We start from the raw sequence: 15,981 nt of genomic DNA on the forward strand, positions 1-15,981 counted from the left end.
CTGACGGTATTTATTCAACCGCCAGAGTGGTAGAACACATTATTCTGAAACAGCGGAAAAATAATAAAGCTGTCAGACAACTTCCTCACCATAACGCATGGTGCTGGTGCGGTTACGCCCATCTTTTTTCGAGCGATAGAGACACGTATCAGCTTCAACCATCAATTTATTGAAGTCATCAGTTAGTGTACTGTATGAAGCACATCCACTACCGACACCGATGCTGACCGTAAGATAGAGCGTCTTTTGTTGCCAGGTAAAAGGTTGAAGTTCGACAGCTTTGCGGATTTTCTCCGCCATCAATAGACCATCGACGGGATTCACTGAAGGTACAGCAACGGCAAACTCTTCTCCCCCCATCCGCGCCACCAGCCCTTTATCGCCCACAATTTTCTGAATATGCTGAGCAAATACGCTTAAGACTTTATCGCCACATTCATGACCATAGTTGTCGTTAATGCTTTTGAAATAGTCGATATCAAGCAGCATGACGGTCAGATGTTGTGTCTGTTGCAGCGATGGACTTTTCAGCGCCTCATAAAGACCGGATCGTGAGTACACCTGTGTCAGAAAATCAAAATCGGCACGCAGAGAAACTTGCTTCATCAGTGAATTAATCGCCGCCACGCTAAAGGAAACCATAATTGGGCAAATGGCCATCGTGGCAATGCCCAGACGAGCGGAAAACATTTGCGGAATCGAGAACGGCGAACCGACGGCGATATCAATCACCGAATTAGCCACCAGCACGATTTCTACCGCTCCGGTGATAAAGGTCAACAGACACGTAGCCTGTGGCGTATAGCGCACCGCACACCAGATTAATGCCGGCAGCGGAAATGCCAGACTCCCTGCACCGCCAATCGCCACTGAGGCAATGACCGACACGATCAGCGCAATGACAGGCATCATCTGCTCTGCTTTAAAACGCGGTAATACTCCCGGAATTGCCAGCGTCAGCATACAAGGAACAATCAACACGCCTGTTGAGAATTGTTCACTAAACCAGTCAGCAAGCAAAGGCCAGAAATCAAGACTATCAATACTGACCGAACCAATCGCGCCGACGATGGCACATAATAAAGCGGCAATCAGACAGTAATTAAATAACCGTAAGGCACTTACTGGTTCATATTTATTTTTCCCCAGACGCTTATCCCGTACCACCAACAGAGCAACGGTCACAATAAACATCATATTGGATAAATTAATAACCAGCGAGACCAGCCCCCATTCGGTGGTCATGGCATCATAAGCCAGCATTGCCACGTAACAGATAGCATAGTAATGCAGACGATTAAGCCAGACATAGCGGGCAAATACCCCTGCCATTACACCATTGAGCGGCCAGAAAAGAGAGAGTTCATGAACCAGGCGTAGCTCTGCACCAATAAAATAGAACAGCGTCGTTAGCGCAAAAATTGCAATGCTATTACGTAGCAGATGACCTTCCTGGAACAAACGGAAAGTGGATATGGGGTGTACATACATTAATTATCTGTCCATACAATTGCGGATGGCAATTATCTCAACGCAATAAGTAAATTCTCATAAAGGATAGCATGTTCGCTGACAGCGGCGACAAGGAAAGATATCAGTCAGATGATCTTTTGGCTTTTACCACCATTCTTATGGCTGATTCATCTGTATAACCAGCCAGTGGTAGATAACCGTCACGATATAACGTTGTTGTTCCTCACTTAACGAAACACCCTGCGGAATGTTATGCCACTTAGCCAGACAACCACGGCAACAGGTCGCGGTGGCGTGCTGAGCGATAAACACCGGATGCCCACGCATGGGGGTTTGCTTACCATCGTTCGCCGGTAATGCCGGAGCAAGACGCTTAGCGACAAAATCCGCCGCATGTTGTTCTATAACCGGCGCGCCCTTCTCCAGACAATACTGACGCTCTTTCACACCCAAACGAAAGCGGGAGCGAAATTTTGAACGGGATAAACGCGCGAAGAGTGGATCAAGTGACTGCATTAATAAACCGAGCGTCCTAATTGTTTCGTCAATTGTTCAAGTACTGCGATACCGGCAAGAGAGTTGCCCGCATCATCCAGTTCCGGGCTCCATACCGCGATAGCCATTTCATGCGGGACGATCGCAACAATACCGCCGCCAACGCCAGATTTCGCCGGAAGCCCCACTCGCCAGGCGAATTCACCCGCGTTCTGGTACATTCCGCTCGTTGCCATCAGCGCATTAATTTGCCGTGCCTGCATCGGCGTCACTACTGGCTCATCGATATGAAAAGCTTTCCCCTGATTCGCCAGAAAGACAAACGTCCGCGCCAGCTCAACACAACTCATTTTCAGTGCGCAGTAATGAAAGTAGTTTTGCAGAACGGTAGTTACATCATGATGGAAATTACCAAACGACTTCATCAGCCAGGCGATCGCCGCATTTCTCGCAGAATGTTCAAACTCGGAACGCGCCACCACCGTATCGTAGGCAATATCAGACACGCCGCTTAAGCCGCGCACCACTTCCAGCATACGCTGCCGCGGGGCGCTTAACCGCCCTTGCAGCATATCGCAGACGACCAACGCACCGGCATTAATAAACGGATTGCGTGGAATGCCCTGCTCCATTTCCAGTTGCACCAGGGAATTGAACGGCGATCCAGACGGATCTTTGCCGACGCGTTGCCAGATCTCCTCTTCGGAGTAATGACGCATAGCGACAACGAGACTGAGCACTTTGGAAATAGATTGAATGGAAAAACGTTCTTGCGCGTCTCCGGCCTGAAAAAGCTGCCCATCAACGGTACAAATGGCAATCCCCAGGTGGGAGCCATCGACGGTTGCCAGTGCCGGAATATAATCTGCGACTTTACCCTGACCAATTAGCGGCCGCACTTGCCGCAAGATGTTTTCTAAAATTACATTATCCATGGCGACAGCCACACTCTGCTCCTTGCTCGCAGGTCTGAAAAGACCTGCGAGTATAACAGAGCTAAATATGTGACGTCAGATCCGGTCTTTCCACACCGTCTGGATATTACAGAACTCATGTAAACCGAAATGGGAAAGCTCACGACCAAAACCACTCTTCTTCACACCACCAAAGGCGACTCGCGCATCGCTGGCGCAAAAACCATTGATAAACACGCCACCGCATTCCAGACGTGCTGCCATCTGTCTGGCTCGTGTTTCGTCAGCGGTAAAGATCGTCGCAGAAAGACCGAACTCGCTGTCATTAGCCAGTTTCAGCGCATGTTCCGCATTTTTTGCTATGGTGATTGCGGCAACGGGGCCAAAAAGCTCTTCACGAAACGCCGTCATTTCGGGGGTGACATTAGCCAGAACCGTTGGCGGATAGTAGTTACCTTCCCCTGCCATCTTTTCTCCGCCCAGTAACAAACGCGCCCCCTGCGCCAGTGTTTTTTCCACCTGATGATGTAGCTCATCACGCAAATCAAAACGTGCCATCGGGCCGAGATCGTTCTCTTCGTCACGTGGATCGCCCATTTTTAACGCCGCTGCAGCCGCTACGAAACGTTCGGTAAATGCCGAAGCAATTCCCTCTTCGATGATAAAGCGTTTTGCCGCCGCACATACCTGCCCGGTATTCTGATAACGTCCGATAACCGCAGCTTTCACGGCCAGCTCCAGATCGGCATCGTTAAGCACAATAAACGGATCCGAACCACCCAGTTCCAGTACGCATTTTTTTAGCGCTGCGCCGGCCTGTGCGCCAATAGCCGCTCCCGCACGGACACTGCCGGTCACCGTGACCGCTGCAATACGCGGGTCTTTAATCATCCGGCTGACACCATCGTTGTCAGCATTCAGCCAACCATATACGCCTTGTGGGATACCGGCATCTTGAAATACCTGGGCAATTAACTGTGCACAACCTGACACATTCGGCGCATGTTTAAGTAAGTAACTGTTACCCGCAAGAATGATAGGAACAGCACCGCGCATGACCTGCCATAACGGGAAGTTCCACGGCATAACCGCAAGGATTGTCCCCATTGGGCGATATTCAATGACCGCTTGCTGGTTCTCAACCAGTGTAGGTTCAGCTTTCAGCATTGCCGGGCCATGCTCTGCATACCAGTCGCACAAATTCGCTGATTTCACCACTTCGGCACGCGCCTGTTTGATGGGCTTACCCATTTCACGGGTGATCATTTGCGCCATCTCTTCGCTACGCGTACGCAGAGCCTTAGCGATATCACGCAGTTTCTTCGCCCGGTAATCTATGCTTGTCTCGCGCCAGTCGCGATAGCCTGTCGCCGCAAGCTGAAGAGCGTTTTCAATATCGTCAGCACCAGCCCACGGCAGTGAAGAAAGTTGTTCACCATTGGCTGGATTTATCGAAATGGCATGGGTCGCCGGAGTGATGGTCATTGGGGTATCTCCTTCATGAGTCAGGGTAAAAAGATACGCAGATTTACTCTTACTTTAAAATGAATAATATTAAGCCACTTATTCACGAATTGAGAATACTATGGATCTAACCCAACTGGAGATGTTTAACGCCGTTGCTGAGGCAGGCAGCATTACCCAGGCTGCGGCAAAAGTGCATCGTGTACCTTCTAATCTCACGACCCGTATACGCCAACTGGAAACAGAACTCGGCGTTGAACTGTTTATTCGCGAGAATCAGCGGTTACGGCTTTCTCCCGCCGGGCATAATTTTTTACGCTATAGCCAACAAATTCTCGCGCTGGTGGATGAGGCGCGGAACGTTGTAGCTGGCGATGAGCCGCAAGGTCTGTTTTCTCTCGGGTCGCTGGAAAGCACCGCCGCTGTGCGTATTCCGGCAACGCTGGCTGAATTTAACCGTCGCTACCCTAAAATTCAGTTTTCACTCTCTACCGGCCCATCCGGCACCATGCTGGACGGTGTACTGGAGGGGAAACTGAATGCGGCATTTATCGATGGGCCAATCAACCATACTGCCATCGACGGGATACCGGTTTACCGCGAGGAGTTGATGATCGTCACGCCACAAGGGCATATGCCAGTAACCCGCGCCAGTCAGGTTAATGGCTGTAACATTTATGCCTTCCGTGCCAATTGCTCGTATCGCCGCCATTTTGAGCGCTGGTTTCATGCTGACGGCGCAGCGCCGGGGACTATTCATGAGATGGAGTCATATCACGGCATGCTGGCTTGTGTTATCGCGGGTGCAGGCATTGCGCTTATCCCTCGCTCTATGCTGGAAAGTATGCCAGGGCATCATCAGGTTGAAGCCTGGCCGTTAGGTGAGCAATGGCGTTGGTTAACAACCTGGCTGGTCTGGCGTCGCGGTGCGAAAACACGTCCGCTTGAGGCATTTATTGAGCTGCTGGATGTGCCAGACTAAGCATGATGAAAAAATTTTCTGCTCTGTATGTTGTACCTGCCACTCACGCAGTAGTTGGCACAACATGAAGCGGCAAAACGCGACACAGGTCACAAAGTCATTGTATTCAGATCATTAACCGTTTTAAGATCATTTCATTACCTTTTCGCAACTCACCCGATAATCTGTTATGACAACGAATATTGTTTCCCGCAAAGTGGCGTGGCTACGGGTAGTTACGCTGGCAGTCGCCGCTTTTATCTTCAATACCACTGAATTTGTTCCTGTTGGTCTGCTTTCTGACATTGCGCAAAGCTTCCATATGCAAACCGCACAAGTCGGTATCATGTTGACCATTTATGCGTGGGTAGTGGCGCTAATGTCACTGCCTTTTATGCTAATGACCAGTCAGGTCGAACGCCGCAAGTTGCTGATCTGCCTGTTTGTGGTGTTTATCGCCAGCCACATCCTGTCGTTTTTATCGTGGAGTTTTACTGTTCTGGTGATCAGCCGTATTGGCGTAGCTTTCGCTCATGCTATTTTCTGGTCGATTACGGCGTCACTGGCGATCCGTATGGCACCCGCCGGAAAGCGAGCGCAGGCATTGAGTTTAATTGCCACCGGCACAGCACTGGCAATGGTATTAGGTTTACCTATCGGGCGCATTGTGGGGCAATATTTCGGCTGGCGAACGACATTCCTCGCGATCGGTATCGGGTCGCTTCTTACCCTTCTGTGCCTCATCAAGCTACTGCCATTACTGCCCAGCGAACATTCCGGCTCATTAAAAAGCCTTCCGCAACTGTTCCGCCGCCCGGCATTGATAAGCATTTATTTGCTGACTGTGGTGGTCGTTACCGCCCATTACACGGCATACAGCTATATCGAACCTTTTGTGCAAAATGTTGCGGGATTCAGCGCCAACTTTGCCACGGCATTGCTGTTGATGCTCGGTGGCGCGGGCATTATTGGTAGCCTGATTTTCGGTAAGCTTGGTAACCAGTATGCTTCTATTCTGGTCAGTGCTGCGATTGCGCTGTTGCTGGTGTGCCTGGCGTTACTGTTACCTTCGGCAAGTAGCGAGATACACCTCGGCGTACTGAGCATTTTCTGGGGGATCGCGATGATGATCATCGGGCTTGGGATGCAGGTTAAAGTGCTGGCGCTGGCACCGGATGCCACCGACGTTGCGATGGCGCTATTCTCCGGGATATTTAATATTGGCATTGGTGCCGGGGCGCTGGTGGGTAATCAGGTCAGTCTGCACTGGTCAATGTCGATGATTGGTTATGTGGGCGCAGTTCCGGCACTCGCCGCATTGATATGGTCGATCATAATATTCCGCCGCTGGCCTGTGGCACTCGAAGAACAGACACGATAATTGGAAGGCCCGAACGCGGTGCCGGATTCGGCGGGAACGCCTTATCCGGCCTACAAAACCACGCAAATTCAATACATTGCAGAGATCAGGCCTGATAAGCGTAGCGCATCAGGCAATTTTGCTTTTGTTATCAGTCTCAAAGGCCCATTCGGGCCTTTTTTAATGGTAAGTTTTAATAATTTCCAGGATGCCGTTAATAATAAACTGCACACCCATACAAACCAGTAAGAACCCCATCAGGCGGGAGATCGCTTCAATTCCTCCCTTGCCCACCAGCCGCATAATGGCACCAGAGCTACGCAGACTTCCCCATAAAATGACCGCCACCAGGAAAAAGATCAGCGGCGGCGCAACCATCAGTACCCAGTCCGCGAAAGTTGAGCTCTGACGCACAGTGGACGCCGAGCTAATGATCATCGCAATGGTTCCCGGCCCGGCGGTACTTGGCATTGCCAGCGGCACAAAAGCAATATTGGTGCTGGGTTCATCTTCCAGTTCTTCCGATTTACTTTTTGCCTCCGGAGAGTCCGTTGCCTTTTGCTGTGGAAAGAGCATACGAAAACCGATAAACGCAACGATTAGTCCGCCTGCAATCCGCAGACCGGGAATCGAAATGCCGAAGGTATCCATCACCAGTTGCCCGGCGTAATACGCCACCATCATGATGGCAAATACATACACTGAGGCCATCAACGACTGGCGATTACGTTCAGCACTGTTCATGTTGCCCGCCAGACCGAGAAACAACGCTACGGTAGTAAGCGGGTTAGCTAACGGCAGTAACACCACCAGCCCCAGACCAATCGCTTTAAACAAATCTAACATTGGTGATTGTTATCCTGTGTCTCTTAGTTATCAGCGAAAAGTATAAAGGGTAAACAAGGAGAAAGTTTCACTCTTTAACTTTCCTTGCATTGCGCTGACCAAAACTTGAACCGATTTAGCAAAACGTGGCATCTGCCAACCCATTCATTTGACTTATACTTGCCTGGGCAATATTATCCCACGCAACTAATTACTTGCCAGGGCAACTAATGTGAAAAGTACCAGCGACCTGTTCAATGAAATCATCCCATTGGGTCGCTTAATCTATATGGTTAATCAGAAGAAAGACCGTCTGCTTAACGATTATCTGTCACCGCTGGATATCACTGCGGCACAGTTTAAGGTGCTCTGCTCTATCCGCTGCGCAGCGTGCATTACACCGGTCGAGCTGAAAAAAGTGTTGTCGGTCGACCTGGGAGCACTGACCCGTATGCTGGATCGCCTGGTCTGTAAAGGTTGGGTGGAACGGTTGCCTAACCCGAATGACAAGCGCGGCGTGCTGGTAAAGCTCACCGCCAGCGGCGCGGCAATATGTGAACAATGCCATCAATTAGTTGGCCAGGACCTGCATCAAGAATTAACAAAAAACCTGACGGCGGACGAAGTGGCAACGCTTGAGCATTTGCTTAAGAAAGTCCTGCCGTAAACAAAAAAAGAGGTATGACGATGTCCAGACGCAATACTGACGCTATTACTATTCATAGCATTTTGGACTGGATCGAGGACAACCTGGAATCACCACTGTCACTGGAAAAAGTGTCAGAGCGTTCAGGTTACTCCAAATGGCACCTGCAACGGATGTTTAAAAAAGAAACTGGCCATTCATTAGGTCAATACATCCGCAGCCGTAAAATGACGGAAATCGCGCAAAAGCTGAAAGAAAGTAACGAGCCAATACTCTATCTGGCAGAACGTTATGGTTTCGAGTCCCAGCAAACTCTGACCCGCACCTTCAAAAACTATTTTGATGTTCCGCCGCATAAATATCGGATGGCGAATATACAGGGCGAATCGCGCTTTTTACATCCATTGAATCATTACAATAGTTAGTTAAAACGTGACAACGTCACTTGAGGCAATCATGAAACCACTTTTATCCGCAATAGCAACCGCGCTTATTCTCTTTTCCGCGCAGGGATTTGCGGAACAAACTACGCAGCCGGTCGTTACTCCCTGCGGCGATGAAGTGATTGTTCCTCCATCGCAGGAACAACCCCCTTTCGATTTAAATCACATGGGGACAGGCAGTGATAAGTCGGATGCGCTGGGCGTGCCTTATTATAATCAACACACCATGTAATTAATTCTGGCCCCGGGATATCGGGGCTTATTAGCCTCTCACCTTCACCGCTTTACGCCAGCGCAAACCAAACACATTGATATACAGCCCACCCATTATCAGCACCGCACCGAAAAATTGCAGACCCGTTAATCGTTCATCCAGCAATAATGCCGCACTTGCCAGACCAACTACCGGCACCAGTAACGATAACGGTGCAACACGCCAGGTTTCATAGCGACCCAGCAGCGTCCCCCAGATCCCATAACCGACAATTGTCGCCACAAACGCCAGATACATCAGAGATAAAATGGTGATCATGTCGATAGTGACCAGGCTGTGAATCATGGTTGCAGAACCATCGAGAATGAGTGAAGCGACAAAGAACGGAATAATGGGAATTAATGCACTCCATATCACCAGCGACATCACCGCCGGACGCGATGAATGCGACATGATCTTTTTATTGAAGATGTTGCCACACGCCCAGCTAAATGCTGCCGCCAGGGTCAACATAAAGCCGAGCATCGCTACATGCTGACCGTTCAGGCTATCTTCGATTAACACCAGTACACCAAAAATCGCTAAGGCGATCCCCGCCAGTTGTTTGCCATGCAGTCGCTCACCGAAAGTAAACGCGCCAAGCACGATAGTAAAAAACGCCTGAGCCTGTAATACCAGCGAGGCCAGTCCAGCCGGCATACCGAAGTTAATGGCGCAGAAGAGAAAGGCAAACTGCGCAAAACTGATGGTTAAACCATACCCCAGCAGTAAATTCAGCGGTACTTTCGGCCGTGCGACAAAAAAGATAGCCGGGAAAGCGGCCAGCATAAAGCGCATACCGGCCAGCATCAGCGGTGGCATGTTGTGAAGTCCCACTTTGATGACCACAAAATTAAGCCCCCACACCACCACAACCAGTAGCGCCAATAACCCATCTTTTCGCGACATTCTACCGCCTCTGAATTTTCATCTTTTGTAAGCAATCAACTTAGCTGAATTTACTTTTCTTTAACAGTTGATTCGTTAGCCATCGTTTCCGACGGCATTAATGGCAAATAAGTCGCTATACTTCGGATTTTTGCCATGCTATTTCTTTACATCTCGAAAACAAAACATAACAAAACGCACCGCCGGACAGCCAAATGAACTTATCCCTGAGACGCTCTACCTGCGCCCTTCTCGCCTCATCGTTGTTATTAACCATCGGACGGGGTGCCACGCTACCGTTTATGACCATTTATTTGAGTCGCCAGTACGGTCTGGGAGTCGATCTGATCGGTTATGCGATGACAATTGCACTAACCATCGGCGTGGTTTTTAGCCTTGGATTTGGCATTCTGGCGGATAAGTTCGACAAGAAACGTTATATGTTACTGGCAATTACCGCCTTCGCCAGCGGTTTTATCGCCATTCCCCTGGTGGACAGCGTAACGCTGGTGGTGCTGTTCTTTGCTCTCATCAACTGCGCCTATTCCGTTTTTGCTACCGTGTTGAAAGCCTGGTTTGCCGATAATCTTTCATCCACCAGCAAAACGAAGATCTTCTCGATCAACTACACCATGCTCAACATTGGCTGGACCATCGGCCCACCGCTCGGCACGCTATTGGTGATGCAAAGCATCAATCTGCCCTTTTGGCTGGCCGCCATCTGTTCCGCGTTCCCCATGCTTTTCATTCAAATTTGGGTAAAGCGCAGCGAGAAAATCATCGCCACAGAGGCGGGTAGCGTCTGGTCGCCAAAAGTTTTGTTACAGGATAAAGCTCTGCTGTGGTTCACCTGCTCTGCTTTTCTTGCTTCTTTCGTGAGCGGTGCTTTTGCCTCGTGCATTTCACAATATGTTATGGTGATTGCTGATGGCGATTTTGCCGAAAAGGTGGTCGCGGTTGTTCTTCCGGTTAATGCTGCGATGGTGGTTACGTTGCAATATTCCGTGGGTCGTCGCATTAATCCGACCAACATTCGCGCATTAATGACGGTGGGCACCCTCTGTTTTGTCGTCGGTCTGATCGGGTTTATCTTTTCCGGCAACAGCCTGCTACTTTGGGGAATTTCAGCCGCGGTATTTACCCTCGGTGAGATCATTTATGCCCCTGGTGAGTACATGTTGATTGACCATATTGCGCCGCCGGGGATGAAAGCCAGTTATTTTTCCGCCCAGTCATTAGGCTGGCTTGGCGCAGCGATAAATCCACTGGTGAGTGGTATCGTGCTCACTACCATGCCGCCTTCCTCGCTGTTTGTCATCTTAGCGTTGGTGATCATTGCGGCGTGGATGCTGATGTTAAAAGGTATTCGCACCAGAACGTGGGGGCAGCCGGTGCTTTGTTGACGGACGAGCCGTGCCAGTGTGGTACGGCGCTGCGGATTATTTTCCTGCGACAAAGGCGATTAATACGCGTACAGGATTATCTGCAAAATTCGGCTTTTAACATCGATAAAATTGCCGAGCTGACGGGGTTTAGTCATTCAGCGTTACTGCGTCATCATTTTCACCAGCGTTTTTTATTATCCCCTTCACAATATCGGAAAAACAACCGACCACCATCACATTAACCACCTAATTCAGCCTTCGTTTAGGTTACCTCTGCTAATATCTTCCTCATTGAGATGAAAATTAAGGTAAGCGAGGAAATACACCACACCATAAACGGAGGCAAATAATGCTGGGTAATATGAATGTTTTTATCGCCGTACTGGGAATAATTTTATTTTCTGGTTTTCTGGCCGCGTATTTCAGCCACAAATGGGATGACTAATGAACGGAGATAATCCCTCACCTAACCGGCCCCTTGTTACAGTTGTGTACAAGGGGCCTGATTTTTCTGACGGCGAAAAAAAACCGCCAGTAAACCGGCGGTGAATGCTTGCATGGATTGATTTGTGTTTTGCTTTTACGCTAACAGGCATTTTCCTGCACTGGTAGCGGATCGCTGACACAGTAGCATCACGTTTCTCAATGAATGTTAAACGGTGTTTAAACTCGAGTAATCACGCTCTGTTCATCAATAAACATGCAGCGGTTTCTTCCGGTCTGCTTACCTTCATACATTGCTCTGTCTGCTCTTCCGATTACCGCATCCAGCGACTCTTCAGGAAATGCCCGGCTGACTCCAGCGGTCACGGTTATGCTGATATGCCCGTCAGAATGTGCAATTGCGTGGTTATCGACTAACTGGCAAATACGAACTCCGGCACGGCATGCCTCTTCATCATTAGCAGCTTTGACGATGATGATAAATTCTTCGCCGCCATAGCGATAAACCGTTTCGTAATCACGCGTCCAGGTAGCTAAGTAAGTTGCCAGCGTGCGTAATACCACATCGCCTATTAAATGCCCGTAGGTATCATTAACCAATTTAAATCGGTCTATATCCAGCAATATTAAATAGAGATTCAACGGCTCAGCATTGCGTAATTGATGATCAAAGGACTCATCAAGAACCCGACGACCGGGTAAGCCAGTCAGAACATCCATATTGCTACGAATAGTTAAAAGGTAAATTTTGTAATCGGTTAATGCCGCGGTAAAAGAAAGTAACCCGTCCTGAAATGCGTCAAAATGCGCTTCCTGCCAGCGATTTTCAACAATAGCCAGCATTAACTCCCGTCCGCAGATATGCATATGCTGATGCGCAGAATCCATTAGCCGAACGTAAGGTAATTCATCGTTATCGAGTGGCCCCAGATGATCAATCCACTGACCAAACTGGCACAGCCCATAAGAATGGTTATCTGTAATTTCTGGCTTACTGGCATCTTTCGCTACCACGCTGTGAAACATACTCACCAGCCACTGGTAATGGGCATCAATAGCCTTATTGAGATCTAACAAGATGGCATCGATTTCCGTTGTCTTCTTGATCATTGCCACTCCTTTTTCACAGTTCCTTGTGCGTTCTATTGTAACGGGAGAAAAGAAAACTTATGTCAACAATTCCATAGAAAAATATTTACTAATGGATAAAAACATAACCGCGTGATTTAAAACAAAATACGCAGAAAAAATAATTAAATCTGGCAAAACAGGTTCAATTTAAGCCAGAAGATATAATACTGATTATGCCGAAGGGGGGAAAACAATGGCCAGATGGATTAGAGCATCTGGCAGTATTATAATTCTACAAATGTACGGAGATACCGAATAACAATTCCAGACATAGCAGTGGGAAACTAAAAACAGAAATGAATAACATAGTATATATTGCCCCGGGCAGGAATCAGTCCGGGGCAATATGGGAGAGTTAAACATCCAGCCCGCGATGTTGCAACATTGGTGCAATCTGTGGTGCCTTACCGCGCCATTGACGATACAGACGTTCTAAATCTTCGCTGTTGCCTTTAGAGAGGATTGCCTCGCGAAAATATTGCCCATTTTCACGCGTTAATCCGCCCTGCTCAACAAACCACTGATAACCATCGTCTGCCAGCATTTGTGTCCACAGATACGCGTAGTAACCCGCCGCATATCCTCCGCCAAAAATGTGGGCGAAATAACTGCTGCGATAACGTGGCGGTACAGCAGGAAGATCCATATTTTCCGCCACCAGCGCCCGCTGTTCGAAATCGTCCACATCCTGCATCGCCTCATTCTCTTGCAAACAGTGCCAACGCATATCGAGAAGCGCAGCACTAAGCAGTTCGCTCATCTCATAGCCTTTATTGAACAGGCTGGCATCGCGCATTTTCTGTTGCAGAGTTTCCGGCATGGCTTCTCTGGTTTGATAATGTCGGGCATAGCGGGCGAACACCTGCGGATGCGTTGCCCAGTGTTCGTTGATTTGCGACGGAAATTCAACAAAATCACGCGGCGTATTGGTGCCGGAAAGCGTGGCATAACGCTGGCAGGCAAACAGACCATGCAATGTATGTCCAAACTCATGGAATAAGGTAATAACGTCATCCCACAGCAACAAGGCAGGCTCACCAGCGGCTGGTTTTTGATAATTGCAAACGTTATAAATTACCGGGCGCGTTTCATTGAGCGTAGATTGCTCGACAAAATTACCCATCCACGCGCCGCCACTTTTTGAATCACGGGCGAAGAAGTCACCGTAAAATAGCGCCAGTCCAACACCGTTATGATCAAAGATTTCCCAGACCCGCACATCCGGGTGATATACCGGTATATCAAACCGTTCGACAAACTTAATGCCGAAAAGCTGATTGGCGGTCCAGAATACCCCTTCATTCAGTACCGTGTTTAATTCAAAATAAGGTTTGAGTTGCGCCTCATCAAGATCGAATTTCTCACGACGTACCTGTTCGGCGTAAAACGCCCAGTCCCACGGCTGTGCGCTAAAACCGTCTTGCTGTTTTCCGATAACCGCCTGAATAGACGCTAATTCATCGCTCGCACGCTGACGCGCCGCCGGAACAATTTCCCGCATAAAGTTGAGTGCCGCTTCTGGCGTTTTTGCCATCTGGTCGGCTATTTTCCATGCGGCATAATGAGGGAAGCCAAGTAATGTTGCCTGTTGCGCGCGGATCTCCACCAGCCGTTGAATGATAGCGCGGGTATCGTTGGCATCGTTTTTTTCCGCACGCGTCCAGGCTGCAGTGAACAGTTTTTCACGTGTGGAACGATCGCGGAGTTCCGCAAGCGCCGGTTGTTGCGTAGTATTCAGCAGCGGGATAAGCCATTTGTTATCCAGACCTTTCTCGCGAGCCGCCCCGGCCGCCAGGGCAATCTCTTGCTCACTCATGCCTGCCAGTTGCTGAATATCGTCAACCACCACTCCACCGGATTTGTTCGCAGCTAATAACCGCTGGTTAAACTGACTGGTCAGCGTCGCGGCTTCGGTGTTCAGCACTTTTAATTTTGCTTTATCCGCATCTTCAAGTTGGGCTCCGGCAAGGACAAAACGCTGATGAATAACGTCAACCAGTCTAATGGATTCACTATCAAGCCCCAGGGAGCCGCGGCGCTGCCAGACTGCATCCACCCGCGCGAATAATTCGCCGTTCAGATAGATATCATTAGCCAGTTCCGCCAGTTCGGCGGAAAACTGTTCATCAAGACGCTGTAACTCATCGTTGGTATGCGCCGCTGTCATGGCAAAAAAGACGCTGGTGACGCGGGTAAGCAATTCACCGCTCTGTTCCAGCGCCAAAATCGTGTTAGTGAAATCAGGTGTCTGCGGGTTGATCGTGATAGCGGTAATCTCAGCCCGCTTTTGCCGCATCCCCTCGTCGAAAGCCGGACGATAGTGATGATCTGCAATTTGATCAAAACGGGGAGCCAGATACGGCAGTGTGCTTTGCACAAGGAAAGGGTTCATTGTTGTCATTTTCTTCTCCTGAACGCGAGGTGTCCCATAGCGTAGGCTGACTGGTAACGGAGTGCAAACCAGTATTACCTGCTCTTAAGCATCACGTGCTATGTTAAGGGACACACAAAAGCGTTGAGGAACAGTGAGATGATCGTTTTAGTAACTGGAGCAACGGCAGGTTTTGGTGAATGCATTACTCGTCGTTTTATTCAACAAGGCCATAAAGTTATCGCTACGGGTCGACGCCAGGAGCGGTTGCAGGAGTTAAAAGACGAGCTGGGCGATAACCTTTATATCGCCCAGCTCGATGTTCGTAATCGCGCCGCTATTGAAGAGATGATGGAATCGCTTCCTGCCGATTGGCGTGACATTGATATTCTGGTGAATAACGCCGGGCTGGCGCTGGGTATGGAACCTGCACATAAAGCCAGTGTCGAAGACTGGGAAACAATGATTGATACCAACAATAAAGGCCTGGTGTATATGACGCGTGCCGTGCTGCCTGGCATGGTTGAGCGTAATCGAGGTCATATTATTAACATTGGTTCAACGGCAGGTAGCTGGCCATATGCTGGTGGCAACGTTTATGGCGCAACAAAAGCATTCGTTCGTCAATTCAGCCTGAATCTGCGTACTGACCTGCATGGCACTGCGGTTCGTGTCACTGACATCGAGCCAGGTCTGGTCGGCGGTACTGAATTTTCCAATGTCCGCTTTAAAGGCGATGACGGTAAAGCGGAAAAAACCTATCAAAACACCGTTGCGCTGACGCCAGAAGATGTCTGTGAAGCCGTCTGGTGGGTGGCGACTCTCCCGGCTCACGTTAACATCAATACTCTGGAAATGATGCCAGTTACCCAGAGCTATGCCGGACTGAATATCCATCGCCATTAATTTTTATACCCGGCCTAACCGC

At 49.2% G+C, this 15,981-nt stretch carries 17 protein-coding genes and 1 pseudogene; 10 read left to right on the forward strand and 8 right to left on the reverse strand.

The genetic code is table 11. The features are described from left to right. Positions 1-72: 72 nt before the first annotated feature. The 4 genes from A9587_RS02070 to sad all read right to left on the reverse strand — a co-directional run bounded on the left by A9587_RS02070 (position 73) and on the right by sad (position 4,367). Positions 73-1,491: a sensor domain-containing diguanylate cyclase gene (locus A9587_RS02070; RefSeq protein WP_001516364.1), complete on the reverse strand. Its 1,419-nt coding sequence runs from the start codon at positions 1,489-1,491 to the stop codon at positions 73-75. Between the two features lie 138 nt (positions 1,492-1,629). Continuing rightward, positions 1,630-1,989, reverse strand: a complete 360-nt coding sequence (locus A9587_RS02080; protein ID WP_001191034.1) for a DUF4186 domain-containing protein — start codon at positions 1,987-1,989, stop codon at positions 1,630-1,632. Then, complete coding sequence (gene glsB / locus A9587_RS02085; RefSeq protein ID WP_105263189.1) at positions 1,989-2,915, reverse strand: glutaminase B; 927 nt, start codon at positions 2,913-2,915, stop codon at positions 1,989-1,991. The genes A9587_RS02080 and glsB overlap by 1 nt, the downstream gene beginning before the upstream one ends. A gap of 63 nt (positions 2,916-2,978) precedes the next feature. After that, entirely contained in the window at positions 2,979-4,367 is a 1,389-nt protein-coding gene (gene sad, locus A9587_RS02090; RefSeq protein ID WP_001516363.1) for a succinate-semialdehyde dehydrogenase, read from the reverse strand. 100 nt (positions 4,368-4,467) lie between these two features. Between sad and ptrR the strand changes: the two genes are divergently transcribed. Then, on the forward strand, positions 4,468-5,328 hold the full coding sequence (gene ptrR, locus A9587_RS02095) for a putrescine utilization regulator PtrR (protein WP_105263190.1): 861 nt from the start codon (positions 4,468-4,470) through the stop codon (positions 5,326-5,328). A 169-nt stretch (positions 5,329-5,497) separates the two neighbouring features. Continuing rightward, positions 5,498-6,688, forward strand: coding sequence for an L-arabinose MFS transporter (gene ydeA / locus A9587_RS02100; RefSeq protein ID WP_105263191.1), 1,191 nt, complete (start codon positions 5,498-5,500; stop codon positions 6,686-6,688). 159 nt (positions 6,689-6,847) lie between these two features. On the opposite strand, the gene marC is transcribed toward ydeA, so the two are convergent. Further along, positions 6,848-7,513, reverse strand: a complete 666-nt coding sequence (gene marC / locus A9587_RS02105; protein WP_000885037.1) for an NAAT family transporter MarC — start codon at positions 7,511-7,513, stop codon at positions 6,848-6,850. A 211-nt stretch (positions 7,514-7,724) separates the two neighbouring features. On the opposite strand from marC, the gene marR reads away from it, so the two are divergent. Genes marR through marB form a run of 3 tightly spaced genes read left to right on the forward strand, consistent with a single transcriptional unit; the run spans position 7,725 to position 8,813 of the window. Next, complete coding sequence (gene marR, locus A9587_RS02110; RefSeq protein ID WP_000843428.1) at positions 7,725-8,159, forward strand: multiple antibiotic resistance transcriptional regulator MarR; 435 nt, start codon at positions 7,725-7,727, stop codon at positions 8,157-8,159. A gap of 20 nt (positions 8,160-8,179) precedes the next feature. After that, positions 8,180-8,563: an MDR efflux pump AcrAB transcriptional activator MarA gene (marA, locus tag A9587_RS02115; RefSeq protein WP_000091195.1), complete on the forward strand. Its 384-nt coding sequence runs from the start codon at positions 8,180-8,182 to the stop codon at positions 8,561-8,563. A gap of 31 nt (positions 8,564-8,594) precedes the next feature. After that, entirely contained in the window at positions 8,595-8,813 is a 219-nt protein-coding gene (gene marB / locus A9587_RS02120; protein ID WP_000803534.1) for a multiple antibiotic resistance protein MarB, read from the forward strand. A 30-nt stretch (positions 8,814-8,843) separates the two neighbouring features. Here the strand turns inward: marB and eamA are convergent, their stop codons facing one another. Then, a complete protein-coding gene (gene eamA, locus A9587_RS02125) occupies positions 8,844-9,743 on the reverse strand; it encodes an O-acetylserine/cysteine exporter (RefSeq protein ID WP_105263192.1) in 900 nt (299 codons plus the stop codon). 194 nt (positions 9,744-9,937) lie between these two features. Between eamA and ydeE the strand changes: the two genes are divergently transcribed. From ydeE to mgtT, 4 genes and pseudogenes are all read left to right on the forward strand, one after another. Further along, positions 9,938-11,125: an efflux MFS transporter YdeE gene (gene ydeE, locus A9587_RS02130; protein WP_001054142.1), complete on the forward strand. Its 1,188-nt coding sequence runs from the start codon at positions 9,938-9,940 to the stop codon at positions 11,123-11,125. Between the two features lie 41 nt (positions 11,126-11,166). Then, positions 11,167-11,349, forward strand: a pseudogene (locus A9587_RS02135) (helix-turn-helix domain-containing protein); the annotation flags it as partial. A 107-nt stretch (positions 11,350-11,456) separates the two neighbouring features. Continuing rightward, positions 11,457-11,552: a protein MgtS gene (gene mgtS, locus A9587_RS02140; RefSeq protein WP_000901364.1), complete on the forward strand. Its 96-nt coding sequence runs from the start codon at positions 11,457-11,459 to the stop codon at positions 11,550-11,552. Next, entirely contained in the window at positions 11,552-11,656 is a 105-nt protein-coding gene (mgtT, locus tag A9587_RS24920) for a protein MgtT (protein WP_214678605.1), read from the forward strand. Before mgtS ends, mgtT begins: the two co-directional genes overlap by 1 nt. 114 nt (positions 11,657-11,770) lie before the next feature. Here mgtT and dgcZ read toward each other — a convergent pair whose 3' ends face one another. Continuing rightward, positions 11,771-12,661, reverse strand: a complete 891-nt coding sequence (gene dgcZ, locus A9587_RS02145) for a diguanylate cyclase DgcZ (protein ID WP_105263193.1) — start codon at positions 12,659-12,661, stop codon at positions 11,771-11,773. Between the two features lie 376 nt (positions 12,662-13,037). Next, positions 13,038-15,083, reverse strand: coding sequence for a peptidyl-dipeptidase Dcp (dcp, locus tag A9587_RS02150; RefSeq protein WP_105263194.1), 2,046 nt, complete (start codon positions 15,081-15,083; stop codon positions 13,038-13,040). Between the two features lie 129 nt (positions 15,084-15,212). Here dcp and ydfG point away from each other — a divergent pair, with 129 nt between their 5' ends. After that, the gene (gene ydfG, locus A9587_RS02155; protein WP_000636576.1) at positions 15,213-15,959 is read left to right on the forward strand and encodes a bifunctional NADP-dependent 3-hydroxy acid dehydrogenase/3-hydroxypropionate dehydrogenase YdfG; all 747 of its coding nucleotides are present in this window, start codon (positions 15,213-15,215) and stop codon (positions 15,957-15,959) included. Positions 15,960-15,981: the final 22 nt, after the last annotated feature.

Origin of the sequence: Escherichia sp. MOD1-EC6162, from assembly GCF_002965125.1 — a bacterium.
Classification (GTDB): Bacteria; Pseudomonadota; Gammaproteobacteria; order Enterobacterales; family Enterobacteriaceae; genus Escherichia; species Escherichia marmotae.